This is a genomic window from Paractinoplanes hotanensis (assembly GCF_023717965.1).
GTDB lineage: Bacteria > Actinomycetota > Actinomycetes > Mycobacteriales > Micromonosporaceae > Actinoplanes > Actinoplanes polyasparticus.
This window is the reverse complement of the sequence record NZ_JAMQOL010000008.1, coordinates 126,857-149,172: the sequence shown is the minus strand read 5'-3', so window position 1 is coordinate 149,172 and position 22,316 is coordinate 126,857. Positions and strand designations below refer to the sequence as shown.

Below are 22,316 nucleotides of genomic sequence, written 5' to 3'. Positions count from 1 at the left end.
GGTAAGCCATGGCCAAGCGCATCGAGGCGACCAACGTCTCCTCCTACTACGGCTCGTTCAAGGCCATCGACAGCGTGTCGATGGTGGTCGAGCCCAAGACCATCACCGCTCTGATCGGGCCGTCGGGTTGCGGCAAGTCCACGTTCCTGCGGTCGATCAACCGCATGCACGAGGTGCTGCCCAACGCCCGCATCGAGGGCTCGCTCACGATCGACGAGCAGAACATCTACGACCCAGATGTCGACGTCACCGCCGTGCGCCGCCTGATCGGCATGGTGTTCCAGCGTCCCAACCCGTTCCCGACCATGTCGATCTACGAGAACGTGGTCGCCGGTCTGAAGCTCAACGGCGTCAAGAAGAAGTCGCTGCTCGACGACGCCGCCGAGCAGTCGCTGAAGTCGGCGAACCTGTGGAACGAGGTCAAGGACCGGCTGAGCCGTCCCGGCGCCGGCCTCTCCGGCGGTCAGCAGCAGCGTCTCTGCATCGCCCGCACCATCGCGGTCGAGCCGCAGGTCGTGCTGATGGACGAGCCCTGCTCGGCCCTCGACCCGATCTCGACGCTGGCGATCGAGGACCTGATGTTCAAGCTGAAGGACCGCTTCACGATCATCATCGTCACGCACAACATGCAGCAGGCCGCTCGCGTCAGTGACAAGACCGGCTTCTTCTCGATCGACAAGACCGGCGACCCCGGCCGCCTGATCGAGTACGACGACACCCAGAAGATCTTCAGCAACCCGACCGAGAAGAAGACCGAGGACTACATCACCGGTCGCTTCGGCTGAAAAGTCCCGCACATCACCCGTCGGGCCCTGTGGATAAGTCGATTTGCCCTTTTCAGTCGGCGTATTTTCAGGCCAGCCCCCTGGGTGGGCGGGGTAGGGCTGGTTGGCGGCGCTCCTGCTGCAGGTACAGCAGGGCGCCGCCGTCGTTCGTCAGTTCGACGCGAGGCATGACCGGGGTAGCGGCGTCGCGTCGGCTCGCGGCCGCGACGACTTGCGCCATTTCGCCGTACGCCGAGAGCGAGTCAACCGTGTGCCGGGTCGGTGGCAGCATGGCCAGGCCGGTCGGCGCGCCCGGGCCGATCCAGATCGCCTCCGTGGCCTCGCCGGAGACGTCGCGGGCCATCTGCCCCTCGGGCAGCAACGAGACGAAGAACCACGTATCGTACCGCTTCGGCTCGAACTCCGGGGTAATCCAGCGTGCCCACGGGAAGAGCAGGTCGTCGCGCAGCCGTAGCCCGCGGCGCCGCAGCAACTCGGTCAGGGTGAGCTCGCGGTCGGCCACGGCGGCCCGGTCGGCCTCCCAATCGGCCGTGCTGACGTCGGCCAGCGTGCGGTCGGGCTGCTCGATCGGTCCGGCCAGCAGGACGCCGGTCTCCTCGAAGAGCTCCCGCACGGCGGCGCCGACGACCGCATGGGCGCGCCCAGCGGGAACGCCGAGACGGGCGGGCCAGTCGGTGCGCAACGTGTCGGGGCGGTCGGTCGGGTCGACGCCGCCACCCGGAAAGGCGTACAGGCCGCCGAACGCCATCGTGGCCGCGCGCCTCAACACGTACAGCTCGAAGGAATCGCCCGAAGGGCGCAGTAGGACGACGGTGGCCGCGTCGCGCGCCGGGGCGGGGACCCCCGCGAACTCGCGGGCCCGCTTGACCATGGCCGGGGGTAGCCGCACGGGCGTCGGATCGGTCACCACCCGATCCTCTCCCAAAAGCGGACTGAAGACGATCTGACCGGGCGCGGACGATACCGTAAGGATCATGACCGAAAAGAAGGTTCGCTGGGGAATCCTCGGCCCCGGCGGGATCGCCGCCCAGTTCGCCGGCGACCTGCCGCTCGTGCCCGGGGCTGAGCTCGCCGCGGTCGGCTCCCGCCGGCAGCAGACCGCCACCGAATTCGCCGAGCGTTTCGGGTTCGCCCGGGCCCATGGCTCGTACGCCGATCTGGCCGCCGACCCCGGCGTCGACGTCGTCTACATCGCCACGCCACACGCCTTCCACGCCGAGGCGGCGCATCTGTGCATCGAGGCCGGCAAGTCCGTCCTGGTCGAGAAGCCGATCACCCTCGACCTGCCGTCCGCCGCCCAGCTCGTGGCGCACGCCCGCGACAAGGGCGTCTTCCTGATGGAAGCCATGTGGATGCGCACCAACCCGGCCATCCGCAAGATCGCCGAGTTGGTCGAGAACGGCACGATCGGCTGGGTCAGCGCGATCCACGCCGACTTCGGCCTGCAGGGTCCGTTCGAGGCCGACCACCGCCTGCGCAACCCGAAGCTGGGCGGCGGCGCGCTGCTCGACCTCGGCGTCTACCCGCTCAACCTGGTCCACCTGATCCTGGGCGCCCCGGCCTCGGTGCAGGCGTGGGCCCACCTGACGCCCGAGCGGGTCGACGAGAACACCGGCATCCTGCTCGGCTACGAGCCCGGCGCGGTGGCCGCGCTGACGTGCAGCATCAACGGCCAGAGCCGCAACAACGCGACGATCACCGGCACCGACGGCCGGATCGAACTGCCCGAGGGCTTCTTCGTGCCGCGCACCTTCACCCTGCACCGCCCCGGCCGCGATCCCGAGACCTTCGATCATGACTTCCCCGGGAACGGCTACCAGTTCGAGGCGGCCGAGGTCCAGCGCTGTCTCCAGGCCGGCGAGCTCGAGAGCCCTCTCATGTCGCACGCGACAACCCTCGAGGTGATGACCCTGCTCGACACGATCCGCGAGGAAGTCGGCGTCGTCTACTGAGGGCCGGGCCGGCGCGGGTCGGCAGGTCGTCCGTCGTCGGCTCAGGTGAAGAGGGGGCGGACGAGGAAGTAGTAGGCGCAGGCGATCAGGCCGGCGGCGGGGAATGTGGTCACCCAGGCGATCACGATGTTGCCGGCCACGTTCCAGCGGACGGCGTTCAGGCGCTTGGTGGCGCCGACGCCCATGATGGCCGACGTGATCGTGTGGGTGGTCGAGATGGGAGCGTGCAGTACGTACGCGTTGAAGAAGAGCACCGAGCTGGCCACCGTCTCGGCGGCGAAGCCCTCGGCCGGGCCGAGGTCGATGATCTTCCGGCCGAGCGTGCGGATGATGCGCCAGCCGCCCGAGTAGGTGCCGGCGGCCAGCATCGTCGCGGTGGTGATGTAGACCCACCACGGGATGTGGGTGGCGTTGTCCTGGAAGCCGCCCGTGTAGAGCGCCAGCACCACGATGCCCATGGTCTTGGCGGCGTCCTGGATGCCGTGGCCCAGCGACATCAGCGCGGCCGAGATGGTCTGGGCGATGCGGAAGCCGCGGTTGAGCTTGCCCGGGTTGCCGCGGCGGAAGATCCACATGATCGCGACCATCACGATGAAGCCGAGCAGGAAGCCGACGAACGGCGAGGCGACCATCGGGATCAGGACCTTGTCGACGATCGTGCGCCACTGCACCTCGCCCAGCGCCGGGCCGGCGACCAGCGTGGCGCCGACCAGGCCGCCGAACAGGGCGTGGGACGAACTCGACGGCAGCCCGAACCACCACGTGATCACGTTCCAGGTGACCGCGCCGACGACGCCGGCGAAGACCACGGCGAGGCTGGGGATGCCGAGCTCGAGCTTGACCAGCCCGTCGCCGACCGTCTTGGCCACGTCGCCGCCCAGGTGGGCGCCGATGAAGTTGCCGACGGCGGCCATGGCCAGCGCGATCCGCGGGGTCAGGGCCCGCGTGCTGATGCTGGTCGCGATGGCGTTGGCGGCGTCGTGGAAGCCGTTGGTGTAGTCGAAGGCCATCGCGGCGATGATCACCGCGGAGACGGCGAAGAACTCGGGCGACAAGGCCTAGGACTCCTTGACCGCGATGGTCTCGACGGTGTTCGCCACGTGCTCGAACGCATCGCAGGCGGCCTCGAGCTCGTCGGCCACCTCTTTCATCTTGAGCACCGTGAGCGCGTCGTACTCGCCCGAGAAGAGCCGGACCAGCAACATCCGGTACGACCGGTCGCCCTCGTTCTCGAGCCGGTTGATCTCGATCCAGTACTCCTCGAGACCCTTCATCGCGCGCAGCCGCGGCATGGCGTCAGCGGTGATCTTGGCCTGCTGGTCGAGCACGTCGACCAGCTCGTGCATCTCGCGCGGCAGCGACGGGAGCTCGGTCAGCCCGTACAGGTAGAGAAGGTTGCCGACCGCCTCGAGGTGGTCCATCACGTCGTCGAGCTGTGAGCCGAGCGAATAGATGTCCTCACGGTCGAACGGCGTGATGAACGTCGAGTTGATCTTCTTGTAGAGGTCGTGCGTGATCTGGTCGCTGTCGTGCTCGACGTCGGTGAGCCGGTCGCTGACCGACTGCACGTCGACGCCCGGCAGGGCCAGCTCGTTGAGCAGTTCCGTGCCCTTGACGAGATTGTTCGCGGCCTGGGTGAACAGGTCGTAGAAGGCGCCCTCGACAGGGCGGAAGGAGAACTTCACGGCGCGAACCTCGATCGACAGGCGATGGTTGATCTCCGGGAATGCTACGGCCTCCCCTGGTTCACCTTCTGCTCGCCCGCTAAACGGCTTCCCGGTGTCGTTCTGTGCGGGGCGCCTGGGGGCGCGGCGAGTTGCGCCGGACGGCCCGGGTCGGCAGCGGTTCGCGGGCGACCCAGCGGCTCACCGGATTCTTGCGCAGGTGCCGGGCGAGTCCACGCTGGTCGTGGTCGGCGATCACGTCGACGCCGGCGGCGCCCAGCTCGGCCCAGATTGCGGCTCGAGCCTTGCGGGGCCCTTCCGGCAGGCCCGAGATGCGCACGGTACGCCCGTCGTCGTGGGCCGAGCGGACCATGGCGTGCAGCAGGTGACGTTCCTCGGCCGGGATCGGTTCGAGCCCGTCCCAGCCGAACCGCCGGCTCCAGGACTCGCTGATCATCGGTACGAGGGTGGCCGGCGCCGACCGCGAGCCGATGTCGTCGAACGACCCGTCGGCGAACGCGTAGCGCACCGGCTGGGCCGCGAGCAGCTCGCGGACGTCCACGATGCCCGTCACCGACACGGTGACCGCGCCCGGCGCCAGGTCGTCGCCGTCGCAGTGGCTGAGCAGCGCGGCGTGGTCCCGCAGCTGCTGGTCGAGGATGCGGTACGCCCGCAGGAGCGTCTCGGCGTCGCGGACGGCGCCGGTGACCTCGACGACGAGCCGGAACGGCACCGGCTGGTCGCGGGCGAGCCGGCCGCCGTTGCCGCGGGCGCGGGCGAAGAGCGGGGTGAGCACCAGCCGGCGCAGGGTGCGGCCGGGCTGCGGCGCGCCCGGCCCGAGGAACAGTTCGCCCCGTGGACCGGGGGTGACCGGCACGGTGAGGCCGCCGAGCCCGCGCCGGAACACCCCGGGCAGCGGGTCGATGTCGTCCGGCCGCGCCAGCGCGTGGCCGGACGCCAGGTAGGAGCCGCGGCGGCGCACCACCGTGAGTCCGGCCACGGCTGATCCGGCCACGCCGGCGAGTCCGGCCAGGCCGCCCGCGATCGCAAGCCCCTCGTTCACGTCACACCATCCGATTCGTACAAAATGGGCGTTTTATACTCTGACACATCTGCTACCCCGCTCCGGGAATGTCGCGCAGAATTCCCTCATGCCGCCCTCCGCCGAGGCTTTCGAAGCCGAGCGCTCACATCTCGTCGCCGTCGCCTACCGGATGCTCGGCAGCGTCGCCGAGGCGCAGGATGTCGTGCAGGAGGCCTGGCTGCGCTACATGCGCGCGGCCGACGGCGAGATCCGCGACGTGCGCGCCTGGCTCACCACGGTCACCGGCCGCCTCTGCCTCGACGTGCTCAAGTCGGCCCGCGTGTCGCGCGAGTCGTACACCGGTCAGTGGCTGCCGGACTATTTCGTGGACCCCGACGTCGGCCCGGCCGGGCAGGCCGAGCAGCGCGACCAGGTCGGCCTGGCGCTGCTCGTGGTGCTGGAACGGCTGAGCCCGGAGCAGCGGGTGGCGCTCGTGCTGCACGACGCGTTCGCGGTGCCCTACGGCGAGGTGGCCGAGGTGCTCGGCACGACCGAGGCCACGGCCCGGCAGCACGCCTCGCGCGGACGCCGGGCGGCCGCCGAGGGCAGCGTGCGGCACAACGCCGACCTGGCCGAGCAGCGGCGTGTGCTGGCTGCCTTCATCGAGGCTGTCAACAGCGGGGACATGCAGGCGCTGGCCGCCGTGCTCGCGCCCGACGTCGTGTCGATCAGCGACGGCGGCGGCTTCACCAGCACCGCGCTACGACCGATCATCGGCGCCGACAAGGTGTCCCGCTTCTTCGTCGGCATCGCCCACGGCAGCCGGATGGCGGGCGCCGTTCTCGAGCCGGCCCTGATCAACGGCACCGCCGGGATCCTCGTACGCGGGCAGTCGGTCAGCGGCGCGCTCGCCATCACCGTCGCCGACGGCCGCATCACCGGCCTGTTTCAGCAGCTCAACCCGAACAAGCTGCTAGTCAGCGACCTTCTGTAGATATTGGTGGAAGTGCGTGGCGAACGGCTCGCTGCCGTCGCCCAGCGCCACGAGCAACTTGTCGGCCGCCGCGCGGGCCTCGCGTACGAGATCGTCGGGGTAGCCGAACTGGGTGCGGTGCTCGTCGAACTCGTCCTCGTCGCGCAGTTCGACCACGCCCGTCGAGCGCCGGCGCACCACGTCGAGATCGAGGTCGATGATGTGGACGGTGTCGCCCTCCCACCGTGCCGGGGTGGTGATGTCGCAGTAGACCTCGCTGGTGCGCGGCTGCGGGTTGAACATGCCTGTCCACCACGTGTGGTGGGGGATGAGCAGCACGAACGGGATCTGCTCGACCGACGGGCGGCCGTGATAGACCGACTCCGTGCCCTTGGTGACGCCGACCCAGACCCCGAGCTCGTCGGAGTCGAAACGGCGGGCGGGATAGTCCCGGTGGGCCGACCCGTCGTACTTCGTGTAGACGACCCGGACCGTGTCACTCGGCATGCAAGAACCCTAACGGTGGTCGGCTTCTGTCGGTGGTGGCGGGTACCGTCTGCCCGTGCCCGCAGCAACGAAGAAGTCGGTGTCCGCAGAGCAGCTCCTCGAGGCCGCCGTCGGCGCCGTGCCCGGGGGCGCCTCCCGCCCCGGTCAACAGGCCATGGTGGCCGCCATCGACAAGGCCGTCCGCGAGCGTGAGCACCTGCTCGTCCAGGCCGGCACGGGCACCGGCAAGAGCCTGGCCTACCTCACCCCGTCGCTGCTGGTCGACGGTCCGGTGGTGATCTCGACGGCCACCCTGGCCCTGCAGAACCAGCTGGTCGAGCACGACCTTCCCCGCCTCGCCGCCGCGGTCGAACCGGTGCTCGGCCGCAAGCCCACCTACGCCGTGCTCAAGGGCCGCCACCACTACCTCTGCGTCGCCAAGATGGAACACGCCGACGAAGAGGCCCCGACCGACACGCTGTTCGACGACGCGCCGCCCAAGACGACCCAATGGCTGGGCGAGGCCGGCCGGCTCGGCAAGCAGATCCAGCGGCTGCAGGCCTGGGCCGAGAAGACCGCCACCGGCGACCGCGACGAGCTCGACCCCGGCGTCGACGACACGGCCTGGCGCCAGGTCTCCATGCCGGCGCGCGACTGCGTCGGCGCCGCTCGCTGCCCGTACGGCGCAGAGTGCTTCGCCGAGGCCTCACGGGCCCGGGCCCGTGAGGCTGACATCGTGGTCACCAACCACAGCCTGCTCGCGGTCGACATGCTGGCCGACCGTCACATCGTCCCGCCCCACAAGCTGCTGGTCATCGACGAGGCCCACGAGCTGGCCGACCGGGTCTCCTCCGCCTCCCAGGCCGAGCTGACCCCCGAGGCGGTCGAGCGTTCCTCCCGCCGGGCCCGCACCCTGCTCTCCCCGGCCGCGGTCGAGTCGCTGGCCGAGGCGGCCGACGCGCTCACCGTCGCCCTGGCCGAGGCGCCCGCGGGCCGCATCACCGGCGGTCTGCCCGAGCCGCTGGCCCTGGCCGTCGCACGCGTCGAATCGGCCACCCGGGCCGGGCTCACGGCGATCGGCGAGGTCAAGTCCGACGACCCCGACCCGGTCCGCAAGCAGCAGGCCAAGGCCGCGTTCGACGATCTCAACGGCACGGCCCAGCGCCTGCTCGAAGAGTCCGGCTTCGACGTGGCCTGGGTCGAGAAGTCGGATGTCGGCAGCGGCCGCCGCGCGCTCGTGGTGGCTCCGCTCTCGGTCGCCGGCACGCTCGCCCAGGGCCTCTACGCCGATCGCACGGTGGTGGCCACGTCGGCCACGCTCACGCTCGGCGGGCGGTTCGACACCGTGGCCCGCTCCCTCGGCCTGCCCGTCGCGGCCGCGGCCGGCCCCGAGAGCTCCGGCGACGGCTGGACGTCGCTCGACGTCGGCTCCCCGTTCGACTACCCGCGCCAGGGCATCCTCTACGTCGCCGCCCACCTGCCCCGCCCGCAGATGTCCGGCCTGCCCGCCGCCGCCGGCGAAGAGCTCGTCAAGCTCGTCGAAGCGCTGGGCGGCCGCACGCTGGGCCTGTTCTCGTCGCGGCGGGCGGCCACTCAGGCCGCCGAGCTGCTGCGCGCCCGCACCGACCTGACGATCCTGGTGCAGGGCGAAGAATCGCTGCCGGTGCTGGTCCGCAAATTCCGGGAAGACAAGGCAAGCTGCCTGTTCGGGGTGATGTCGCTCTGGCAGGGCGTGGACGTCCCGGGCGACGCCTGCCAGCTGGTGGTGATCGACAGGCTGCCGTTCCCGCGCCCCGACGAACCTCTGGCCGCGGCCCGGGCCGCGGCGGTCGACGCCGGCGGCGGTTCCGGGTTCGCGTCGGTCAGCGTGCCGATCGCGGCCATCCGCCTGGCCCAGGGCGTCGGCCGGTTGATCCGCTCCACCGGCGACAAGGGCGTGGTCGCCGTGCTCGACTCCCGCCTCGAGACGGCCCGCGGCTACGGCGCCTTCCTGCGCAAGTCGCTGCCGCCGTTCTGGTACACGACCCGGTCCGAGGTCGCCCTGGGCGCCCTCCAGCGCCTCGCCGGCCAGTGAGCCCGATGCGTCGCTGGTGGCTCACCAGCCTCGTCGGGGTCTGGATCGTCGCGCTCGGCGGGCTCGTCGTGTGGTCGGTCGACCACGACCGGGCCACCGTGCCCGAGCAGCGCGACATCGACCTCGCGCTGGCCGACCTCGAGCGGGCGGCCGGGGTCGTCTACGCCGCGGCAGACGGCGACGACCGGGCCGTGGTGCTGGGCGAGTTGCAGCTCACCCGCGACTGCCGCATCACGCCCGTCCGCTCCGGGCTGGCCGCCGCCCGGGCCGTGACCGTCTACGTCGCCGACACGAAGACGGCCGAGGCGGTCGAGCAGATCGCGGCCGGGCTGCCGGCGGACTGGGCCACCGACTGGGGCCGCAGCAGCGCCGGCACCCGGGTCTCGCTGCACGCCGACGCGGGCAACTTCGTCGGCATCGACCTGAGCAGCCCGGCCGTGGCGACGACGTTCACGCTGCGGCTCACCACCGGCTGCCGGCCGCTCGACGGCGAGGTCCCGCGCGGCGCCGGCGAGGCGTCCCCCTCGCCGGCGCCGGCCCTGCTGAGCACGGTGGTGGGTGCGCTGGGCGGCAATGTCGGCGAGCCGGTCGTCCACGCCGTCACGTGCCCGTCGGGCGGCGTCGCGGGCTCGTGGACGGTGGCCGGCGTGTCCACGCCGGACGACCTGCCCGGCCACCTGCGCCCGGCCGGCGAGGTCGTGCACGCCGACGAGACGGTGCGGGCCTACCGCAACCGTGACGACTCGGTGGTCGTGCGGCCCGAGGGCGCCCAGCTGAGCGTGACCGTCAGCACGCCCTGCTAGGTCTGTTTCGCAGCGGGGCCGGGGCTGCGGCGAAACAGACCTAGTAGACGAGCGCCTGCGCGCCGTCCGACATGATCTCCTCCACGAAGACGGCCGCGCCGGCGATGCGGATGCCCGGCAGCACGTCGGCGGCGGTGATGTCGCGGCGCGCCACGCACTGGGTGCAGGCGGTCACCCGGCCCGCCGAGAGCAGCAAGTCGAGCAGGTCGGGCAGGGGAGCCGCGTGCGGCAGCTCGAACTCGGCGGCCCGGCCGGGCAGGGCGAACCACGCCGACTCCCCGGTGAGCCAGAACGACACGTCCACCCCCGACGCGACGGCGGTGCTCGCGACCGTGAAGGCCTGCGAGCAGCGTTCCGGGGCGTCGGCTCCGGCGGTTGCCTTGACGACCAGCAAGCGTGCCATGAACGCCAGCATAGGATGGCTCGGTCATGGTTACGGAAATCGGGTTCGTGAGCCTGCTGGTCGCCGGTCTCGGCGCGCTGGCGGGTGGTGTCGGCTATCTGGCGATGCGTGTGTCGAGGGGGCGTTGGTGAGCGATCAGGAAAATCCACTGGGCCCACCGCCCTGGCTGAACGCGCCGCCCGTCGACGCCTATCCCTACGAAGAGACGCACGACCTGCGTCAGGGCGCCGACCTCAACCCGGCGCTGCTCGGTCTGCTGCCGTTCGTGGGGCTGTGGCGCGGCCGCGGCAAGGGCGGCTTCCCGGCCGAGACCGACTACGACTTCGCCCAGGAGGTGCGGATCAGCCACGACGGCCGCCCGTTCCTGCGCTACGAGTCGCGATCCTGGCTGCTCGACGACGAGTCGAAGCCGGCCGGCGAGTGGATCGTCGAGTCGGGGTTCTGGCGTCCGGTGCCCGACGCCCAGGGCCGCGCGACCGACGAGATGGAAGCCGTCATCGTCAACCCCGACGGTGTCGTCGAGATCTACGTCGGCAACACCATCGGCACCACCCGGCTCGAGATCGACACCGACGCGGTGGCGTACACGCCGACCGGTCAGCACCTGACCGGCGCGCGGCGGCTCTACGGCATCGTCGAGGGCGCCCTGCTGTACGCCCACGAGGTGTCGATCGACAAGAGCGAGCTGCAGCCGCACATGTCGGCCCGGTTGCTCAGGGTCGGCGGCTGACCGCTCCGGGAGCGTAATCTCGTAGCGTGTCCGCCACTTCGCTTGCCGCCATGCTCCGGGAACGGGGGCTGCGGCTGACTCCGCAGCGCCAGCTCATTCTCGAGGCGGTGCACGAGCTCGGCCACGCCACCCCCGAGCAGGTGCACAACCATGTGCGCGAGCGGGCCGCCGGGGTCAACATCACCACCGTCTACCGCACGCTCGAGCTGCTCGAAGAGCTCGGGCTGGTCACCCACACCCACCTCTCGCACGGCTCGCCCACCTATCACGCGGCGGGTGAGGATCAGCACGTTCACCTCGTGTGCCGTGGATGTGGGTCGATCAGTGAGGTAGACCCGAGTGTGATGCAGCCGGTGACCGACCGGTTGTTGAGCGAGCGCGACTTCCGCGTCGACGTGGGCCACGTGTCCCTCTTCGGAGTGTGCGGGGACTGCAAGGAGCTGTGAGATGACCGTGGTAATGGTCGAGGACCTCGATCCCTCCGCCGCCGACTCCGGGGTGCCGGCCCATTACGGCGACCCGATGCGCGAGCAACGCACGCTCGCGACCGCGGTAGGCCTGGTGGACCGCTCCAACCGCGATGTCCTCGCCGTGCCCGGCGAGGAACGTGCGAGCTGGCTGCACACTTTGACGACCCAGCATCTGTCGGATCTGTCGGAGAACCAGGGCACCGAGCTGCTCGTGCTGTCGCCGCACGGCCACGTCGAGCAGCACGCCCTGGTCACCGAGGACGGCGAGACGACCTGGCTCGACACCGAGCCCGGCGCCGGGCCCGGTCTGCTCAAGTATCTCGAGATGATGCGCTTCTTCACCAAGGTCGAGCCGCGCGACGCCACCGGCGAGCTGGCCGTGCTGTCGCTGGTCGGCCCCGGCGCGGCCGACGTGATCCCCGGCCTGGCCGAGCCCCGTGTGCAGCCGGTGCCGGGCGCCAAGTTCGCCGCCGGTGATGTGCGGCCCGAGGCGACGAGCCTGTACGACGTACGGAAAACCGAATTCGGCCTGGCTCGCCGGGTGCCTCTCGGTATCGATCTGCTGGTCCCGCGTACGGAGAAGACCGCAGTGATCGAGAAGCTCGGCGTTCCCCTGGCCGGCCTGTGGGCCTACGAGGCGATCCGCGTCGAGCACCGCACGCCCCGGCTCGGCTGGGAGACCGACCACCGCACGATCCCGGCCGAGGCCGAGTTCATCGCGGCCGCCGTCCACCTCGACAAGGGTTGCTACCGCGGGCAAGAGACGGTGGCCCGGGTGCACCACCTCGGCCGTCCGCCGCGCCGCCTCGCCCTGCTGCACTTCGACGGCATCGCCACCGACCAGCCGCCCGCCAAGGGCACCCCGGTGGTCCGCGAGGGCCGTGAGGTCGGTTTCATCGGCACCGCCGTCCGCCACCACGAGCTGGGCCTCATCGCCCTCGCGGTGCTCAAGCGCAACGCGACGGAGGGCCTCACGGTGGGCGAGTCCGTGGTGGCGGTCGACGAACACTAAGGTCAGATCCATGACCGGGACCGTGATCACTGTTGCTCCGACCGGCGCCGAAAGCAGCAAGGCCGACGTGCCCGCGCTGCCCGTCACGCTCGACGAACTCGTGGCCACCGCCAAGGAGTGCGAAGCGCTGGGCGCTGCCATCATCCACGTCCACATCCGGGACGCCGACGCTCAACCGACCCTCGACCAGGGGCGGCTGCGCGCCACGGTGAGCGCCCTGCGCGAGTCGACCGGCCTGATCGTGCAGCTCTCGTCGGGTGGTGCGGCCACCGACCCCGAGGGTGATCGGCTCGCCGTGCTCGACGCCGGCCCCGAGATGGCCTCCTGCACGATGGGTACCGTCAACTTCGGCGACGGCGTGTTCCTGAACCGCTGGGCGTTCATCGTCGACCTGCACACCCGCATGCAGGAGCGGGGCATCGTGCCGGAGTACGAGATCTTCGATCTGGGTCAGCTCACCACGTTGCAGCGCCTGCTCGGGAAGTACGGCCTGCCGTTCGGCGGGCACGTGCACGTCGACCTGGTGATGGGCGTGCCGGGTGGGATGCCGGCCACGGCGGCCGCGCTGGTGGCCTGCGAGCAGGCGATCCGCGACCTGCCGGCGGGCACCACGTTCTCGGCCACCGGCATCGGGCGCGGCACGATCCCGGTCATGCTGGCCGCGCTGAGCGCGGGCGGGCATCTGCGCGTCGGCATGGAGGACACGGTCACGTACGCCAAGGGCCGGCCCGTCGAGTCGAACATGCAGCTCGTGGCCCGGGCCGTCGGCTTCGCCCAGCTGGCTCAGCGTCCCCCGCTGACCGCCCGCGAGACCCGCGAGCTGCTGGGGATCCCGGCCCCCCATCCAACCACCCCGGCCACCACCCCGAAATCGGACTGAAGGCGCATGATTATCGCTGAAGTAGTGCGCTCGGGCTTCGTCGAGAGCGTGCACCACGGCTCGGTCTTCACGACAGCCGGAAGCCGCGGAGACGTGACCACGCCGATCTTCCCGCGCTCGTCCAGTAAGCCGCTCCAGACCGTCGGCATGCTGCGGGCCGGCCTAGTGCCGCGCGACGAAGCCGACCTGGCCCTGATCAGCGGCAGCCACTTCGGCGAGGCTTTCCACGTACGCCGGGTCCGCACGATCCTCGACGCGGCAGGGCTGACCGAGGACGCGCTGCGCTGCCCGGTGTCGCTCCCGCTGGACGAAGATTCCCGCGACGCCTGGCTGCGTGCCGGCGGCGGCGCCGAGCGGGTGCTGATGAACTGCTCGGGCAAGCACGCCGGCATGCTGGCCACCTGCGTGGCCAACGGCTGGCCGCTGGATTCGTACCTCGACCCGAAGCACCCGCTCCAGGTGGCGATCACCGAGGCGGTGGCCGACCTGGCCGGCGAGCCGATCACCGCGACCGGCGTGGACGGCTGCGGCGCGCCGGTGCTGGCCCTCTCGCTGACCGGGCTGGCCCGCGCGTTCGAGCGGCTGGTCGCGGCCGAGCCGGGCACCCCCGAGCGCCGGGTGGCCGACGAGATGCGGGCCCACCCCGAGCTGGTGGCCGGCACCGGGGCCGACGACACAGTGCTGATGGCAGCAGTGCCGGGCCTGCTCGCCAAGGGCGGCGCCGAGGGTGTGGTCGCGGTGGCGGTGCCCGGCCGCGGCGCGATCGCCATCAAGATCGACGACGGCGGCATGCGCGCCCGCACCCCGGTGCTGCTGAAGGAACTACGACGCCTCGGCGTCGAAGCACCCCAGATCGGGGAGCTCGTACTAGGTGGCGGCAAGCCGGTAGGGGAGATCCGCGCAGTCTCCTGAACGGACACCCGCGCTTCGCCCGTTGATGTCGAGGGCGCCGAAAAGTGCTAGGCGAAGCCGAGGTGCTTTTCGGTGTCCTCGACATCAACCTCCCAGGGCGAAGCGCCCGCCGAGCGAAGCGAGGCCATGTGCTCAGCTTCACGCTTGCTGTAGTTAGCGTTTTGCTTGCAACAGCTAGCACTCCGGGCTACCGTCGGATGCATGGCCGCACCCAAGGATCTGCCCGAGGACATCGGTGGTTTCATCCGTGACCTGCGGCAGACCGCCAAGATCTCGCTGCGCCAGCTCGCCGACAAGGCGGGTGTGAGCAACCCGTACCTCAGCCAGATCGAGCGTGGCCTGCGCAAGCCCAGCGCCGAGGTGCTCCAGCAGATCGCCAGCGCGCTGCGGGTGTCGACGCCCGCGATGTACCTGCGTGCGGGTCTGCTCGACAGCGAGGGTCAGCAGGGTGTGCTGGCCGCGATCGCGGCCGATCCCGAGCTGACGATCGCTCAGAAACAGACGCTGACGCAGATCTACGAGACGTTCCGCAACGAGAACGCGCGCAACCGGCCCGAAGAGGCCGCACCCGAGACCATTCCCGCCCAAGAGGAGCAGAAATGACCGAGCAGACCAAGACCCGCTTCCCCGCCCCGCTCTACGCCGCCGCCGGCGCCGGTGACATCGCCGTCGAGCAGCTGCGCAAGCTGCCCGCCGTGCTCAACGAGCTGAGCGAGCGCGCCACCGCCTCCCTGCGCGTCTACAACGAGCAGGCCGGCACCAAGGCCGCCGAGCTGCGCGACAAGGCCTCCACCACCGACTTCGAGGCGCTGCGGGGCAACGCCGCCAGCGTCGCCACCTCGTTCGCCCAGATCGCGCAGGACCGCGCGGTCGCGGCGTACACCGCCCTCGTCGCCCGCGGCGAGCGCGTGGTCGGCACCGGCGTCGTCGAGGCCGCCGAGGTCGTGAACGCCGACATCGAGACCACCGATGAGCCGGCCGCCATCGAGGCCGCCGACGCGGCCACCGCGAAGGCCGCGGCCACCCCGAAGCCGCGCAAGCGCGCCGCCTCGAAGTGACGACGCGACAAAAGATGATCAGCGGGGCCCGGCATGCGCTGGGCCCCGCGGCATAGACTTTCCGACATGGCCTCCTCCGCGCCGATCTTCTACGACATCGCCGTCGGCTATCTGAACCTGCTCATTCTCATCTTCTCGCTGGTCGTCCAGGCGGTCGCGCTGATCCACTGCCTGACCCAGCGGGGCGACGGATTCCAGGCCATCGGCACCCTGCCCAAGGGTGCGTGGGCGGCGATCCTCGCGATCTGCATCGTGCTGACGCTCCTGGTCAGCAGCGCGGTCGGCATCTTCAGCCTGATCGGTATCGCGGCGGCGCTGATCTACCTGCTCGACGTCCGCCCCGGTCTCAAGGATCTGTCGGACGGCAAAGGCTTCTGGTGAGGCGGTTCGGCCCGCCGCCGCCCGACGGTGGGCCCCGCTTTCGGCGCCGGGAGCCGACCGGGCCGCGGTCCGGCCGGCCGACCCTTCCCGAGCCGCCGACCGAGATGCTGACAACCCCTTCCGGCGTACGCCTGGAGGGGTTGATCACCGGCGTCGGCGATCCCGTCACGGTCTTCGCGCACGGGCTGGCCGGCGACATCTCCGGTACCCGCCCGCTGGGCAGCGCGGTCACCGGCCGCCGGGTCTTCTTCCACTTCCGCGGTCACGGCCGTTCCGACGCGCCGGTCGGCCCGTGGACCTTCGGTGACCTGGCCGCCGATCTGCGTGCCGTCGCCGACCTGACCGGCGCCACCCGGGCACTGGGCGTCAGCCTGGGCGCGGCTGCGCTCGGGCGGCTGCTCAGCGACACGCCCGGCCGGTTCGAGCGGGTGGTCTTCTATCTGCCGGCGCCGCTCGACGGCCACCGGCCCGCGGCGGCCGAGGCGCGGCTCGAGCGGTTGCTGGCCGCGGTCGAGTCGGGCGAGGCAGCGCCGATCGCGGCCGCGGTCGAGCCCGAACTGCCGCCCTCGGTGCGCAACACTCCGGCCGGCTGGAGCTTCCTGCGGCAGCGGGTCGAGCAACTGCAACGCGATGGCCTGGCGCCCGAGCTGACCACCCTGTGGCACGAGCCCGCCGTGGCCGACGAGTCGTCGCTGCGAGCCTTCCAGGGGCGCGCACTGGTGCTGGGCTGCGTCGGCGACGAGGTGCACCCGGTGGCCTGGGCCGAGCGACTGGCTTCCTTGCTGCCGGGGGCTGAGCTGCATGTCTACGACCGTCCGGCCGTGTTGTGGAACAACCGGCGTGAGCTGCGCGAGCGCATCTCCGCCTTCCTGAACGACTGAGGGCACGCCCGATTTCTCCGACGGGTCCTCCAGTGGCGCTGTCTTACGTGCGCCCGTCTGATCGGTCTGCTGCCGGTTGGGCCGTAACCTTCCTCGGCTCTTGGCACGTTGTCTTAAACGTGTGGCTATCCCCCAAATCAGTTTTTTTCGGACTCGTGGCCTTCGGGCTTCCGGTCGCCGTCGCGGTCGGCTGGAACCTTGCCGTCCCGGTCAAGCGCCCCGCTGCAGTGGGCGTCCCGGGCGGCGAGGGCGTGCTCGGCGCCGCCCCGGCCCGGACGGCGACCGAGCCGGTAGCCGTGCGCTACTCGGCCCGTCCCTACCGACCGGTGCCGACGGTGACCCCCACGGCCTCGGCGACGTCGGTCGCGGTGCCGTCGGCGCCGTCGCGATCCCCGGCGGCCACCGTCGTGCCGCCCCCGGCCAGTCCGTCCCCCGGTCCGTCGGAGAGTGTGGTGATCCCGCTGCCGCCGCTCGACCAGCCGCCCGTCCCGACCCCCACCGAGGTCAGCAGCTGGCCGGCCGAGCCCGCAGAGCCGTCCACGTCGTCGTCGGCCCCGGCGGCCCAGCCGTCGGAGTAGACCGACAAAGACTGGGCTGCTGCTGCGCAGCGGGTTCACGCCGGCTGTTCTAAGCTGCCGGGCGTGACCGTCGCGAAGCAGTTCCTCACCGGCGCCGGGCTGCTCGGGCGCGGGCTGGGCCTCGTGTTGCGCAGCCCCAAGCTGCTCGGGCTCGGGCTGGTGCCGGCGTTGATCGCCGGGCTGGTCTACAGCACGGCGCTGTTCTTTCTGATCAACTATTTGCCCGAGCTTTCGCGTACGGTCACCTGGTTCGCCGACGGCTGGGCCGAGTGGGGCCGCGACGTCGTCCAGGTCTTCGCCGGACTGGGGCTGCTCGGGCTGTCCGTGCTGCTCGGCATCCTGACCTTCACGGCGGTCACGCTGCTCATCGGCGACCCGTTCTACGAGCGCATCTCGGAGCTGGTCGAGGACCGGTTCGGCGGGGTGCCGGACGAGGTCGAGGTGGGCTTCTGGCCGTCGCTGCGGCGCAGCCTGGCGGATTCGCTGCGGTTGATCGGGCTGTCGATCCTACTCGGTGTTCCGCTCTTCCTGCTCGGGTTCGTGCCGGTGGTGGGCCAGACGGTCGTGCCGGTGCTCGGTGGCGCCCTCGGCGGCTGGGTGCTCGCCGTCGAGCTGACCGGGGTGCCGTTCCAGCGGCGCGGGCAGCGACTGCGGCAGCGCCGGGCCGTGCTGGGCGCCAACCGGCCGCTCACGCTCGGCTTCGGTGTCGCCGTCTTCTGCTGCTTCCTGATCCCGCTGGGCGCCATCCTGCTGATGCCGGCCGCGATCGCCGGGGCCACACTGCTGGCCCGGCAGTCCCTCGGATACGACATCACCGGCCCCGGCAGCGCGCGACGGGACAGCGGATCAGGCGGACTCGCGGACCACCAGCTCCGTCGGTAGCACCACGGCGTCGGGCAGGCCCTGCTCGCCGTTGACCAGCCCGAGCAGCTGGCGGGCCATCGTGCGGCCCATGTCGGCGATGGGCTGGCGCACGGTGGTCAGCGGCGGATCGCTGTAGCGGCTTATCTCGAAGTCGTCGAAGCCGATCACCGCGACGTCCGCGGGCACACGACGGCCGGCGTCCTTGAGGGCGATGAGCGCGCCGTGGGCCATCATGTCGGAGGCCACGAAGACCGCGTCCAGGGCCGGGTCGCCGGCCAGCAGCGCCCGCATCGCCTGGATGCCCGATTCGCGGGTGAAGTCGCCGACCGCGACGTGCTGGGCCAGCCCGGCCTCCTCGAGGGTGGCGCGGTAACCGGCGAGGCGGTCGATGCCGGCCACCATGTCCTGCGGGCCGGCGATGGTGGCTATCCGGCGGCGGCCCGCGGCGACCAGGTGGCGGACGGCGGCACAGACCCCGCCGAAGTGGTCGACGTCCACATAGGGCACGTCGGCGCTGCCGATGGGACGGCCGCTGCAGATCACCGGAATGCCCAGGCGCGCCAGCGTGCCGGGGAGCGGGTCGGCGCCGTGCATGGAGGCGAACATGACACCGTCCACATGGCCGGCCACCGCGTAGCGCTCCACCCGGCCGTGGCTGCGGGCGGAGCCGGCCATCATCAGCACCAGCTGCTTGTCGGCCGCTTCGAGCTCGACGCCGACGCCGCGGATGATGGCCGGGAAGAAGAGGTCGTCCGAGAAGACGCGGTTGGCCGTCTCGGGCAGGATCAGCGCGATCGACTCGGTGCGCTGGGTGACCAGGCTACGGGCGGCCTGGTTGGGCACGTAGCCCAGTTCGTCGACGGCCCGGGTGACCGCCTCGCGGATCGAGGCGGCCACCGAGGTCGAGCCGTTGACGACGCGGGAGACGGTCGCCCGGGACACCCCGGCGCGGCGCGCCACTGCTTCCAGCGTCGGCCGCTCCCGCGTCACCACTCAGGTCACTCCTCGCTAGAATCCGACGCCGCGATGCCGTTGCGCCGGATCACCTCCCGGTACCACTTCGCGCTGTCCTTCAGCGTCCGCTGCTGGGTCGCGTAGTCGACGTGCACGACCCCGAAACGCTTGCGGTATCCCTCGGCCCACTCGAAATTGTCCATGAGCGACCAGACGAAGTAGCCACGCAGATCGACACCGGCCGTCAGGGCATCATGGCAGGCCCGCAGGTGGCCGTCGAGATATTCGACCCGCCGGCTGTCGTGAACCTCGCCGTCGGCCGACGGCACCTCGGGGTACGCCGCGCCGTTCTCGGTGATCAGCAGGGGCACGCCGGGGTAGTCGTCGTTGATGCGCTTGAGCAGGCCAGTGAGCGCGGACGGCTCGATCAGCCAGTTCATGTCGGTGACGGGGCCGTCCGGCGCGCGCCAGGCGATGCCCTCGCTGCCGGGCTGGTCGAGCGCGGCCGGGGCGCCGGGCTTGGCCGACACGTACGACGGTTGGTAGAAGTTGATCCCGAGCACGTCGATCGGGGCGTTGATCGTGGCCAGGTCACCGTCGGCGATGTACGACAGATCGGTGAAGCGGGACATGTGCTCGAGCATGTCGGCCGGATACTGACCCTTGAACAGCGGGTCGAGGAACATCCGGTTGGAGAGGCCGTCGATGATCCGCACGGCTTCCTGGTCGGCGGCGCTGGTCGGGTCGACCGGCAGCGCGACGTTCGGGTTGAGCGTGATGCTGACGCTCTGGGCGCCGGCCGAACGCAGCGCACGGGCGGCCAGGCCGTGACCGAGCAGCAGGTGGTGCACCGCCGCGAAGACGGCCGCCGGGTCCTGCTTGCCGGGCGCGTGGACGCCGCTGCCGTAGCCGAGGTAGGCCGAGCACCAGGGCTCGTTCAACGTCGTCCAGGTCTTGACGCGGTCGCCGAGCCGGGCGTGCACGATCTGGGCGTACTCCCCGAAAGCCTCCGCCGTCAGCCGGTTGGCCCAGCCGCCGAGGTCTTCGAGGGTCTGCGGCAGGTCCCAGTGGTAGAGCGTGACGACCGGGTCGATGCCCTGGCCGAGCAGTTCGTCGGTGAGCCGGTCGTAGAAGTCCAGACCCTTGACGTTGACCGGGCCGGTGCCGTCGGGCTGGATCCGCGGCCACGCGACCGAGAACCGGTAGGAGGCCAGGCCCAGGTCCGACATCAGCGCCACGTCGTCGACGTAGCGGTGGTAGTGGTCGCAGGCCACGTCGCCGGTGTGCCCGTTGTAGACCCGTCCCGGCGTACGGCTGAAGGTGTCCCAGATCGACGGGCCTCGACCGTCCTCCCGCGCCGCGCCCTCGATCTGGTACGACGCCGTGGCGGCGCCCCAGATGAAGTCGTCGGGGAAGGTGATCGCGGCGAGGGCCGGCTGCGCCGACGTGGACGTGACGGTTGCCGTCATTCGTGCCCCGCTTCCTAGTTGAACGCGAAACCTCAACTTAACCGGTTAATGATAGGAGCGGAACCGCTCCCGGGTAGCCCGGTAAGTCGAATGTAAGCGTCAACCGGTGCGCAGGGCCGAGATCAGGCGGGGGTCGCCGGTCACCGCCAGGCGTTCCGCGTCCATGCGTCCCATCAGCATCAGGAGCAGGTCGCTGGCCGAGCCGGTCGCCTGGGCGCGGGCGTGATGATCGTCGGAGTCGAGGATCGTGCCCGTGTCGAGCAGGGCCACCCCCGGGCCGCGCAGCCGCACGAACCACTCGTACGAAGCGTCGGTCGCCACGAGGTGGACCACGCCGTGCAGGTCGGTCGGGCCCTTGCGGCGGCCCGCCGGAAGCCAGGTGTCGAGCACCTCGTTGACCCCGTCGGCGGCCAGCTTGGTCTCGATCGGCGTGGCTCGCTGGGCCGCCGATTCCGCGTCCCAGCGGTGCACCGAGATCTCGTGAGCCATGCGGCGCTGCCAGAACGACGCCTTCTTGGCCTGGGGCGCCCAGTTCCACGCGGGGAAGTCGGCGTCGAGGGCCTCGAGCGTCTCGATCGTGCCGGTGAGCTCGCGACGGAGCCCGTCGAGCGCTGCCGCCCACTCGGGCCGGGCCGGGACCTCGGCCGGGGCAGGCCGTTCGGTGACACCGCGGGCTGCGGTTTCGCGCACCCAGTGCAGTTCGGAGGTGAGGTGCTCGACGAGGTCGGCCACCGTCCAGCCGGGGCAGGAGGGCACGGCGGCGCCGGCGCCGGCCTGGGCGACGGCGTCCTGCAGCGCGGGGCTGTCGGCACGCAGAGCCGCCAGCCAGAAGTCCTTCGTCGCGTGCAGCCTGTTCATCGCCTTGCTCTCCGCTCCACCGGACCGCCGATGAGAATGCCCGAATCATTGAGCCTAGGGTGGTTGTCGTGTCTGACGCTACCGCCGCCCCGCAAACCGACCTGTCGGCGTACACGACGCTACGCCTCGGCGGTCCAGCCGGCACCTTGACGGTCGCCACCGAAACCGACCAGATCCTGGCAACAGCCCGCAAAGCGCCCGGCAAAGTGCTGATTCTGGCCGGCGGCAGCAACGTGGTGATCGGCGACGACGGGTTCGAGGGCACCGTCCTGTTGTTGCGCACCCGGGGCATCCGCGTCGTGGAGGACGACGGCGACAGCGTGGTGCTGCGGGTCGCGGCGGGCGAACCGTGGGACGACTTCGTGGCGTACGCGGTGGAGCAGGGCTTCTCCGGGGTCGAGTGCCTCAGCGGGATCCCCGGCTCGGCCGGCGCCACCCCGATCCAGAACGTGGGCGCCTACGGGCAGGAGGTCGCCCACACCATCGTGGCGGTGCACGCGTACGACCGGCAGAGCGACACGATCCGGGTCATGCCGCCGGCCGAGTGCGGCTTCGCCTATCGGGCCAGCGTCTTCAAGCACAACGACCGCTTCGTGGTGCTCGAGGTCGACTTCCGGCTGGCCCGCTCGCCCGGGTCGGCGCCCATCCGCTACGCCGAGCTGGCGCGCAACCTCGGCGTCGAGGCCGGTGACCGGGTCGGCCTGCAGCAGGCCCGCGACACCGTGCTGAAGCTGCGGGAGCAGAAGGGGATGGTGCTCGACCCGGCCGACCGGGACACGTGGTCGGTCGGCTCCTTCTTCACCAACCCGGTCCTCGGCGCGGCCGAGTGGACGGCGCTCGGACTCGAGGCCCCGCACTGGCCGGGCGCGGACGGCTCGGTCAAGATCCCGGCGGCCTGGCTGATCGAGCGGGCCGGGTTCGCCAAGGGCTTCGCCGGTGACGGGGTGGCCATCTCGAGCAAGCACACGCTGGCGTTGACCAACCGCGGCGAGGGCACCACCGAGGCTCTGCTCGACCTGGCCCGTACGGTGCGCGACGGCGTCCGTGGCACGTTCGGCATCGAACTGCACCCCGAGCCGGTGCTCATCAACTGCGCCCTTTAGCT

At 71.0% G+C, this 22,316-nt stretch carries 26 protein-coding genes and 1 pseudogene; 18 read left to right on the top strand and 9 right to left on the bottom strand.

All coding sequences use genetic code 11. The annotated features are described in order from the left end of the window. Positions 1–8: 8 nt before the first annotated feature. A complete protein-coding gene (pstB, locus tag LXN57_RS06850) occupies positions 9–785 on the top strand; it encodes a phosphate ABC transporter ATP-binding protein PstB (protein WP_251797163.1) in 777 nt (258 codons plus the stop codon). A 67-nt stretch (positions 786–852) separates the two neighbouring features. Here the strand turns inward: pstB and LXN57_RS06845 are convergent, their stop codons facing one another. Beyond that, positions 853–1,692: an NUDIX hydrolase gene (locus LXN57_RS06845; protein WP_438872841.1), complete on the bottom strand. Its 840-nt coding sequence runs from the start codon at positions 1,690–1,692 to the stop codon at positions 853–855. Between the two features lie 67 nt (positions 1,693–1,759). On the opposite strand from LXN57_RS06845, the gene LXN57_RS06840 reads away from it, so the two are divergent. Beyond that, the gene (locus LXN57_RS06840; protein WP_251797162.1) at positions 1,760–2,737 is read left to right on the top strand and encodes a Gfo/Idh/MocA family protein; all 978 of its coding nucleotides are present in this window, start codon (positions 1,760–1,762) and stop codon (positions 2,735–2,737) included. A gap of 41 nt (positions 2,738–2,778) precedes the next feature. On the opposite strand, the gene LXN57_RS06835 is transcribed toward LXN57_RS06840, so the two are convergent. The 3 genes from LXN57_RS06835 to LXN57_RS06825 form a co-directional block, all read right to left on the bottom strand. Beyond that, positions 2,779–3,792, bottom strand: coding sequence for an inorganic phosphate transporter (locus tag LXN57_RS06835; RefSeq protein ID WP_251797161.1), 1,014 nt, complete (start codon positions 3,790–3,792; stop codon positions 2,779–2,781). A 3-nt stretch (positions 3,793–3,795) separates the two neighbouring features. Further along, a complete protein-coding gene (locus LXN57_RS06830; protein WP_221378426.1) occupies positions 3,796–4,422 on the bottom strand; it encodes a DUF47 domain-containing protein in 627 nt (208 codons plus the stop codon). Between the two features lie 79 nt (positions 4,423–4,501). Then, positions 4,502–5,464 (bottom strand): PI-PLC domain-containing protein, encoded by a 963-nt coding sequence (locus LXN57_RS06825; RefSeq protein WP_251797160.1) that lies wholly within the window; start codon positions 5,462–5,464, stop codon positions 4,502–4,504. A gap of 88 nt (positions 5,465–5,552) precedes the next feature. Between LXN57_RS06825 and sigJ the strand changes: the two genes are divergently transcribed. Further along, on the top strand, positions 5,553–6,419 hold the full coding sequence (gene sigJ, locus LXN57_RS06820) for an RNA polymerase sigma factor SigJ (RefSeq protein ID WP_251797159.1): 867 nt from the start codon (positions 5,553–5,555) through the stop codon (positions 6,417–6,419). Here sigJ and LXN57_RS06815 read toward each other — a convergent pair. Beyond that, positions 6,399–6,905, bottom strand: a complete 507-nt coding sequence (locus LXN57_RS06815) for a DUF402 domain-containing protein (protein ID WP_251797158.1) — start codon at positions 6,903–6,905, stop codon at positions 6,399–6,401. The genes sigJ and LXN57_RS06815 overlap by 21 nt on opposite strands. A gap of 55 nt (positions 6,906–6,960) precedes the next feature. Here LXN57_RS06815 and LXN57_RS06810 point away from each other — a divergent pair, with 55 nt between their 5' ends. Together LXN57_RS06810 and LXN57_RS06805 are read left to right on the top strand one after the other, a co-directional pair. After that, complete coding sequence (locus tag LXN57_RS06810) at positions 6,961–8,958, top strand: ATP-dependent DNA helicase (protein WP_507185024.1); 1,998 nt, start codon at positions 6,961–6,963, stop codon at positions 8,956–8,958. A gap of 5 nt (positions 8,959–8,963) precedes the next feature. Next, entirely contained in the window at positions 8,964–9,761 is a 798-nt protein-coding gene (locus tag LXN57_RS06805) for a hypothetical protein (RefSeq protein WP_251797157.1), read from the top strand. Between the two features lie 40 nt (positions 9,762–9,801). Here LXN57_RS06805 and LXN57_RS06800 read toward each other — a convergent pair whose 3' ends face one another. Then, positions 9,802–10,176 carry a DsrE family protein gene (locus LXN57_RS06800; RefSeq protein ID WP_251797156.1) on the bottom strand — a complete coding sequence of 125 codons (375 nt, stop codon included), beginning with the start codon at positions 10,174–10,176 and terminating at the stop codon, positions 9,802–9,804. A gap of 14 nt (positions 10,177–10,190) precedes the next feature. Between LXN57_RS06800 and mtfM the strand changes: the two genes are divergently transcribed. From mtfM to LXN57_RS06745, 12 genes and pseudogenes are all read left to right on the top strand, one after another. Further along, positions 10,191–10,295 (top strand): small membrane protein MtfM, encoded by a 105-nt coding sequence (mtfM, locus tag LXN57_RS47850; protein ID WP_285904601.1) that lies wholly within the window; start codon positions 10,191–10,193, stop codon positions 10,293–10,295. Then, complete coding sequence (locus tag LXN57_RS06795) at positions 10,289–10,894, top strand: heme-binding beta-barrel domain-containing protein (RefSeq protein WP_438872840.1); 606 nt, start codon at positions 10,289–10,291, stop codon at positions 10,892–10,894. The genes mtfM and LXN57_RS06795 overlap by 7 nt, the downstream gene beginning before the upstream one ends. Before the next feature lie 50 nt (positions 10,895–10,944). Beyond that, positions 10,945–11,340 (top strand): Fur family transcriptional regulator, encoded by a 396-nt coding sequence (locus tag LXN57_RS06790; RefSeq protein ID WP_221378558.1) that lies wholly within the window; start codon positions 10,945–10,947, stop codon positions 11,338–11,340. Position 11,341: 1 nt separating this feature from the next. Next, complete coding sequence (gene ygfZ, locus LXN57_RS06785) at positions 11,342–12,376, top strand: CAF17-like 4Fe-4S cluster assembly/insertion protein YgfZ (protein ID WP_251797154.1); 1,035 nt, start codon at positions 11,342–11,344, stop codon at positions 12,374–12,376. A 10-nt stretch (positions 12,377–12,386) separates the two neighbouring features. Beyond that, on the top strand, positions 12,387–13,256 hold the full coding sequence (locus tag LXN57_RS06780; protein ID WP_251797153.1) for a beta-keto acid cleavage family enzyme: 870 nt from the start codon (positions 12,387–12,389) through the stop codon (positions 13,254–13,256). A 6-nt stretch (positions 13,257–13,262) separates the two neighbouring features. Then, a complete protein-coding gene (locus LXN57_RS06775) occupies positions 13,263–14,168 on the top strand; it encodes an asparaginase (protein ID WP_251797152.1) in 906 nt (301 codons plus the stop codon). A 201-nt stretch (positions 14,169–14,369) separates the two neighbouring features. After that, positions 14,370–14,750 (top strand): annotated as a pseudogene (locus tag LXN57_RS06770) (helix-turn-helix domain-containing protein); the annotation flags it as partial. 17 nt (positions 14,751–14,767) lie between these two features. After that, entirely contained in the window at positions 14,768–15,226 is a 459-nt protein-coding gene (locus LXN57_RS06765) for a hypothetical protein (protein ID WP_251797150.1), read from the top strand. Positions 15,227–15,292: 66 nt separating this feature from the next. Continuing rightward, positions 15,293–15,607: a DUF2516 family protein gene (locus LXN57_RS06760; RefSeq protein ID WP_221378439.1), complete on the top strand. Its 315-nt coding sequence runs from the start codon at positions 15,293–15,295 to the stop codon at positions 15,605–15,607. Continuing rightward, a complete protein-coding gene (locus LXN57_RS06755; protein WP_251797149.1) occupies positions 15,604–16,488 on the top strand; it encodes an alpha/beta fold hydrolase in 885 nt (294 codons plus the stop codon). Before LXN57_RS06760 ends, LXN57_RS06755 begins: the two co-directional genes overlap by 4 nt. A gap of 155 nt (positions 16,489–16,643) precedes the next feature. Further along, positions 16,644–17,066 (top strand): hypothetical protein, encoded by a 423-nt coding sequence (locus LXN57_RS06750; protein ID WP_251797148.1) that lies wholly within the window; start codon positions 16,644–16,646, stop codon positions 17,064–17,066. Between the two features lie 63 nt (positions 17,067–17,129). After that, positions 17,130–17,948: an EI24 domain-containing protein gene (locus tag LXN57_RS06745; RefSeq protein WP_251797147.1), complete on the top strand. Its 819-nt coding sequence runs from the start codon at positions 17,130–17,132 to the stop codon at positions 17,946–17,948. On the opposite strand, the gene LXN57_RS06740 is transcribed toward LXN57_RS06745, so the two are convergent. The 3 genes from LXN57_RS06740 to LXN57_RS06730 form a co-directional block, all read right to left on the bottom strand. After that, on the bottom strand, positions 17,913–18,923 hold the full coding sequence (locus LXN57_RS06740) for a LacI family DNA-binding transcriptional regulator (RefSeq protein WP_251797146.1): 1,011 nt from the start codon (positions 18,921–18,923) through the stop codon (positions 17,913–17,915). The two genes, LXN57_RS06745 and LXN57_RS06740, sit on opposite strands and share 36 nt — an antisense overlap. A gap of 5 nt (positions 18,924–18,928) precedes the next feature. After that, the gene (locus LXN57_RS06735) at positions 18,929–20,353 is read right to left on the bottom strand and encodes a GH1 family beta-glucosidase (RefSeq protein ID WP_251797145.1); all 1,425 of its coding nucleotides are present in this window, start codon (positions 20,351–20,353) and stop codon (positions 18,929–18,931) included. A 99-nt stretch (positions 20,354–20,452) separates the two neighbouring features. After that, entirely contained in the window at positions 20,453–21,211 is a 759-nt protein-coding gene (locus tag LXN57_RS06730; protein ID WP_251797144.1) for a maleylpyruvate isomerase family mycothiol-dependent enzyme, read from the bottom strand. A gap of 68 nt (positions 21,212–21,279) precedes the next feature. Here LXN57_RS06730 and LXN57_RS06725 point away from each other — a divergent pair, with 68 nt between their 5' ends. Then, on the top strand, positions 21,280–22,314 hold the full coding sequence (locus LXN57_RS06725) for a UDP-N-acetylmuramate dehydrogenase (RefSeq protein ID WP_251797143.1): 1,035 nt from the start codon (positions 21,280–21,282) through the stop codon (positions 22,312–22,314). The last annotated feature ends 2 nt before the right edge of the window (positions 22,315–22,316 follow it).

What these genes read in the sequence shown, in the direction of transcription:
- pstB (WP_251797163.1), top strand. Translation starts at nt 9, where the DNA reads ATGGCCAAGCGCATCGAGGCGACCAACGTCTCCTCCTACTACGGCTCG.
- LXN57_RS06840 (WP_251797162.1), top strand. Translation starts at nt 1,760, where the DNA reads ATGACCGAAAAGAAGGTTCGCTGGGGAATCCTCGGCCCCGGCGGGATC.
- sigJ (WP_251797159.1), top strand. Translation starts at nt 5,553, where the DNA reads ATGCCGCCCTCCGCCGAGGCTTTCGAAGCCGAGCGCTCACATCTCGTC.
- LXN57_RS06815 (WP_251797158.1), bottom strand. Translation starts at nt 6,905, where the DNA reads ATGCCGAGTGACACGGTCCGGGTCGTCTACACGAAGTACGACGGGTCG.
- LXN57_RS06805 (WP_251797157.1), top strand. Translation starts at nt 8,964, where the DNA reads ATGCGTCGCTGGTGGCTCACCAGCCTCGTCGGGGTCTGGATCGTCGCG.
- LXN57_RS06800 (WP_251797156.1), bottom strand. Translation starts at nt 10,176, where the DNA reads ATGCTGGCGTTCATGGCACGCTTGCTGGTCGTCAAGGCAACCGCCGGA.
- mtfM (WP_285904601.1), top strand. Translation starts at nt 10,191, where the DNA reads ATGGTTACGGAAATCGGGTTCGTGAGCCTGCTGGTCGCCGGTCTCGGC.
- LXN57_RS06790 (WP_221378558.1), top strand. Translation starts at nt 10,945, where the DNA reads ATGCTCCGGGAACGGGGGCTGCGGCTGACTCCGCAGCGCCAGCTCATT.
- ygfZ (WP_251797154.1), top strand. Translation starts at nt 11,342, where the DNA reads ATGACCGTGGTAATGGTCGAGGACCTCGATCCCTCCGCCGCCGACTCC.
- LXN57_RS06780 (WP_251797153.1), top strand. Translation starts at nt 12,387, where the DNA reads ATGACCGGGACCGTGATCACTGTTGCTCCGACCGGCGCCGAAAGCAGC.
- LXN57_RS06775 (WP_251797152.1), top strand. Translation starts at nt 13,263, where the DNA reads ATGATTATCGCTGAAGTAGTGCGCTCGGGCTTCGTCGAGAGCGTGCAC.
- LXN57_RS06765 (WP_251797150.1), top strand. Translation starts at nt 14,768, where the DNA reads ATGACCGAGCAGACCAAGACCCGCTTCCCCGCCCCGCTCTACGCCGCC.
- LXN57_RS06760 (WP_221378439.1), top strand. Translation starts at nt 15,293, where the DNA reads ATGGCCTCCTCCGCGCCGATCTTCTACGACATCGCCGTCGGCTATCTG.
- LXN57_RS06735 (WP_251797145.1), bottom strand. Translation starts at nt 20,353, where the DNA reads ATGACGGCAACCGTCACGTCCACGTCGGCGCAGCCGGCCCTCGCCGCG.
- LXN57_RS06730 (WP_251797144.1), bottom strand. Translation starts at nt 21,211, where the DNA reads ATGAACAGGCTGCACGCGACGAAGGACTTCTGGCTGGCGGCTCTGCGT.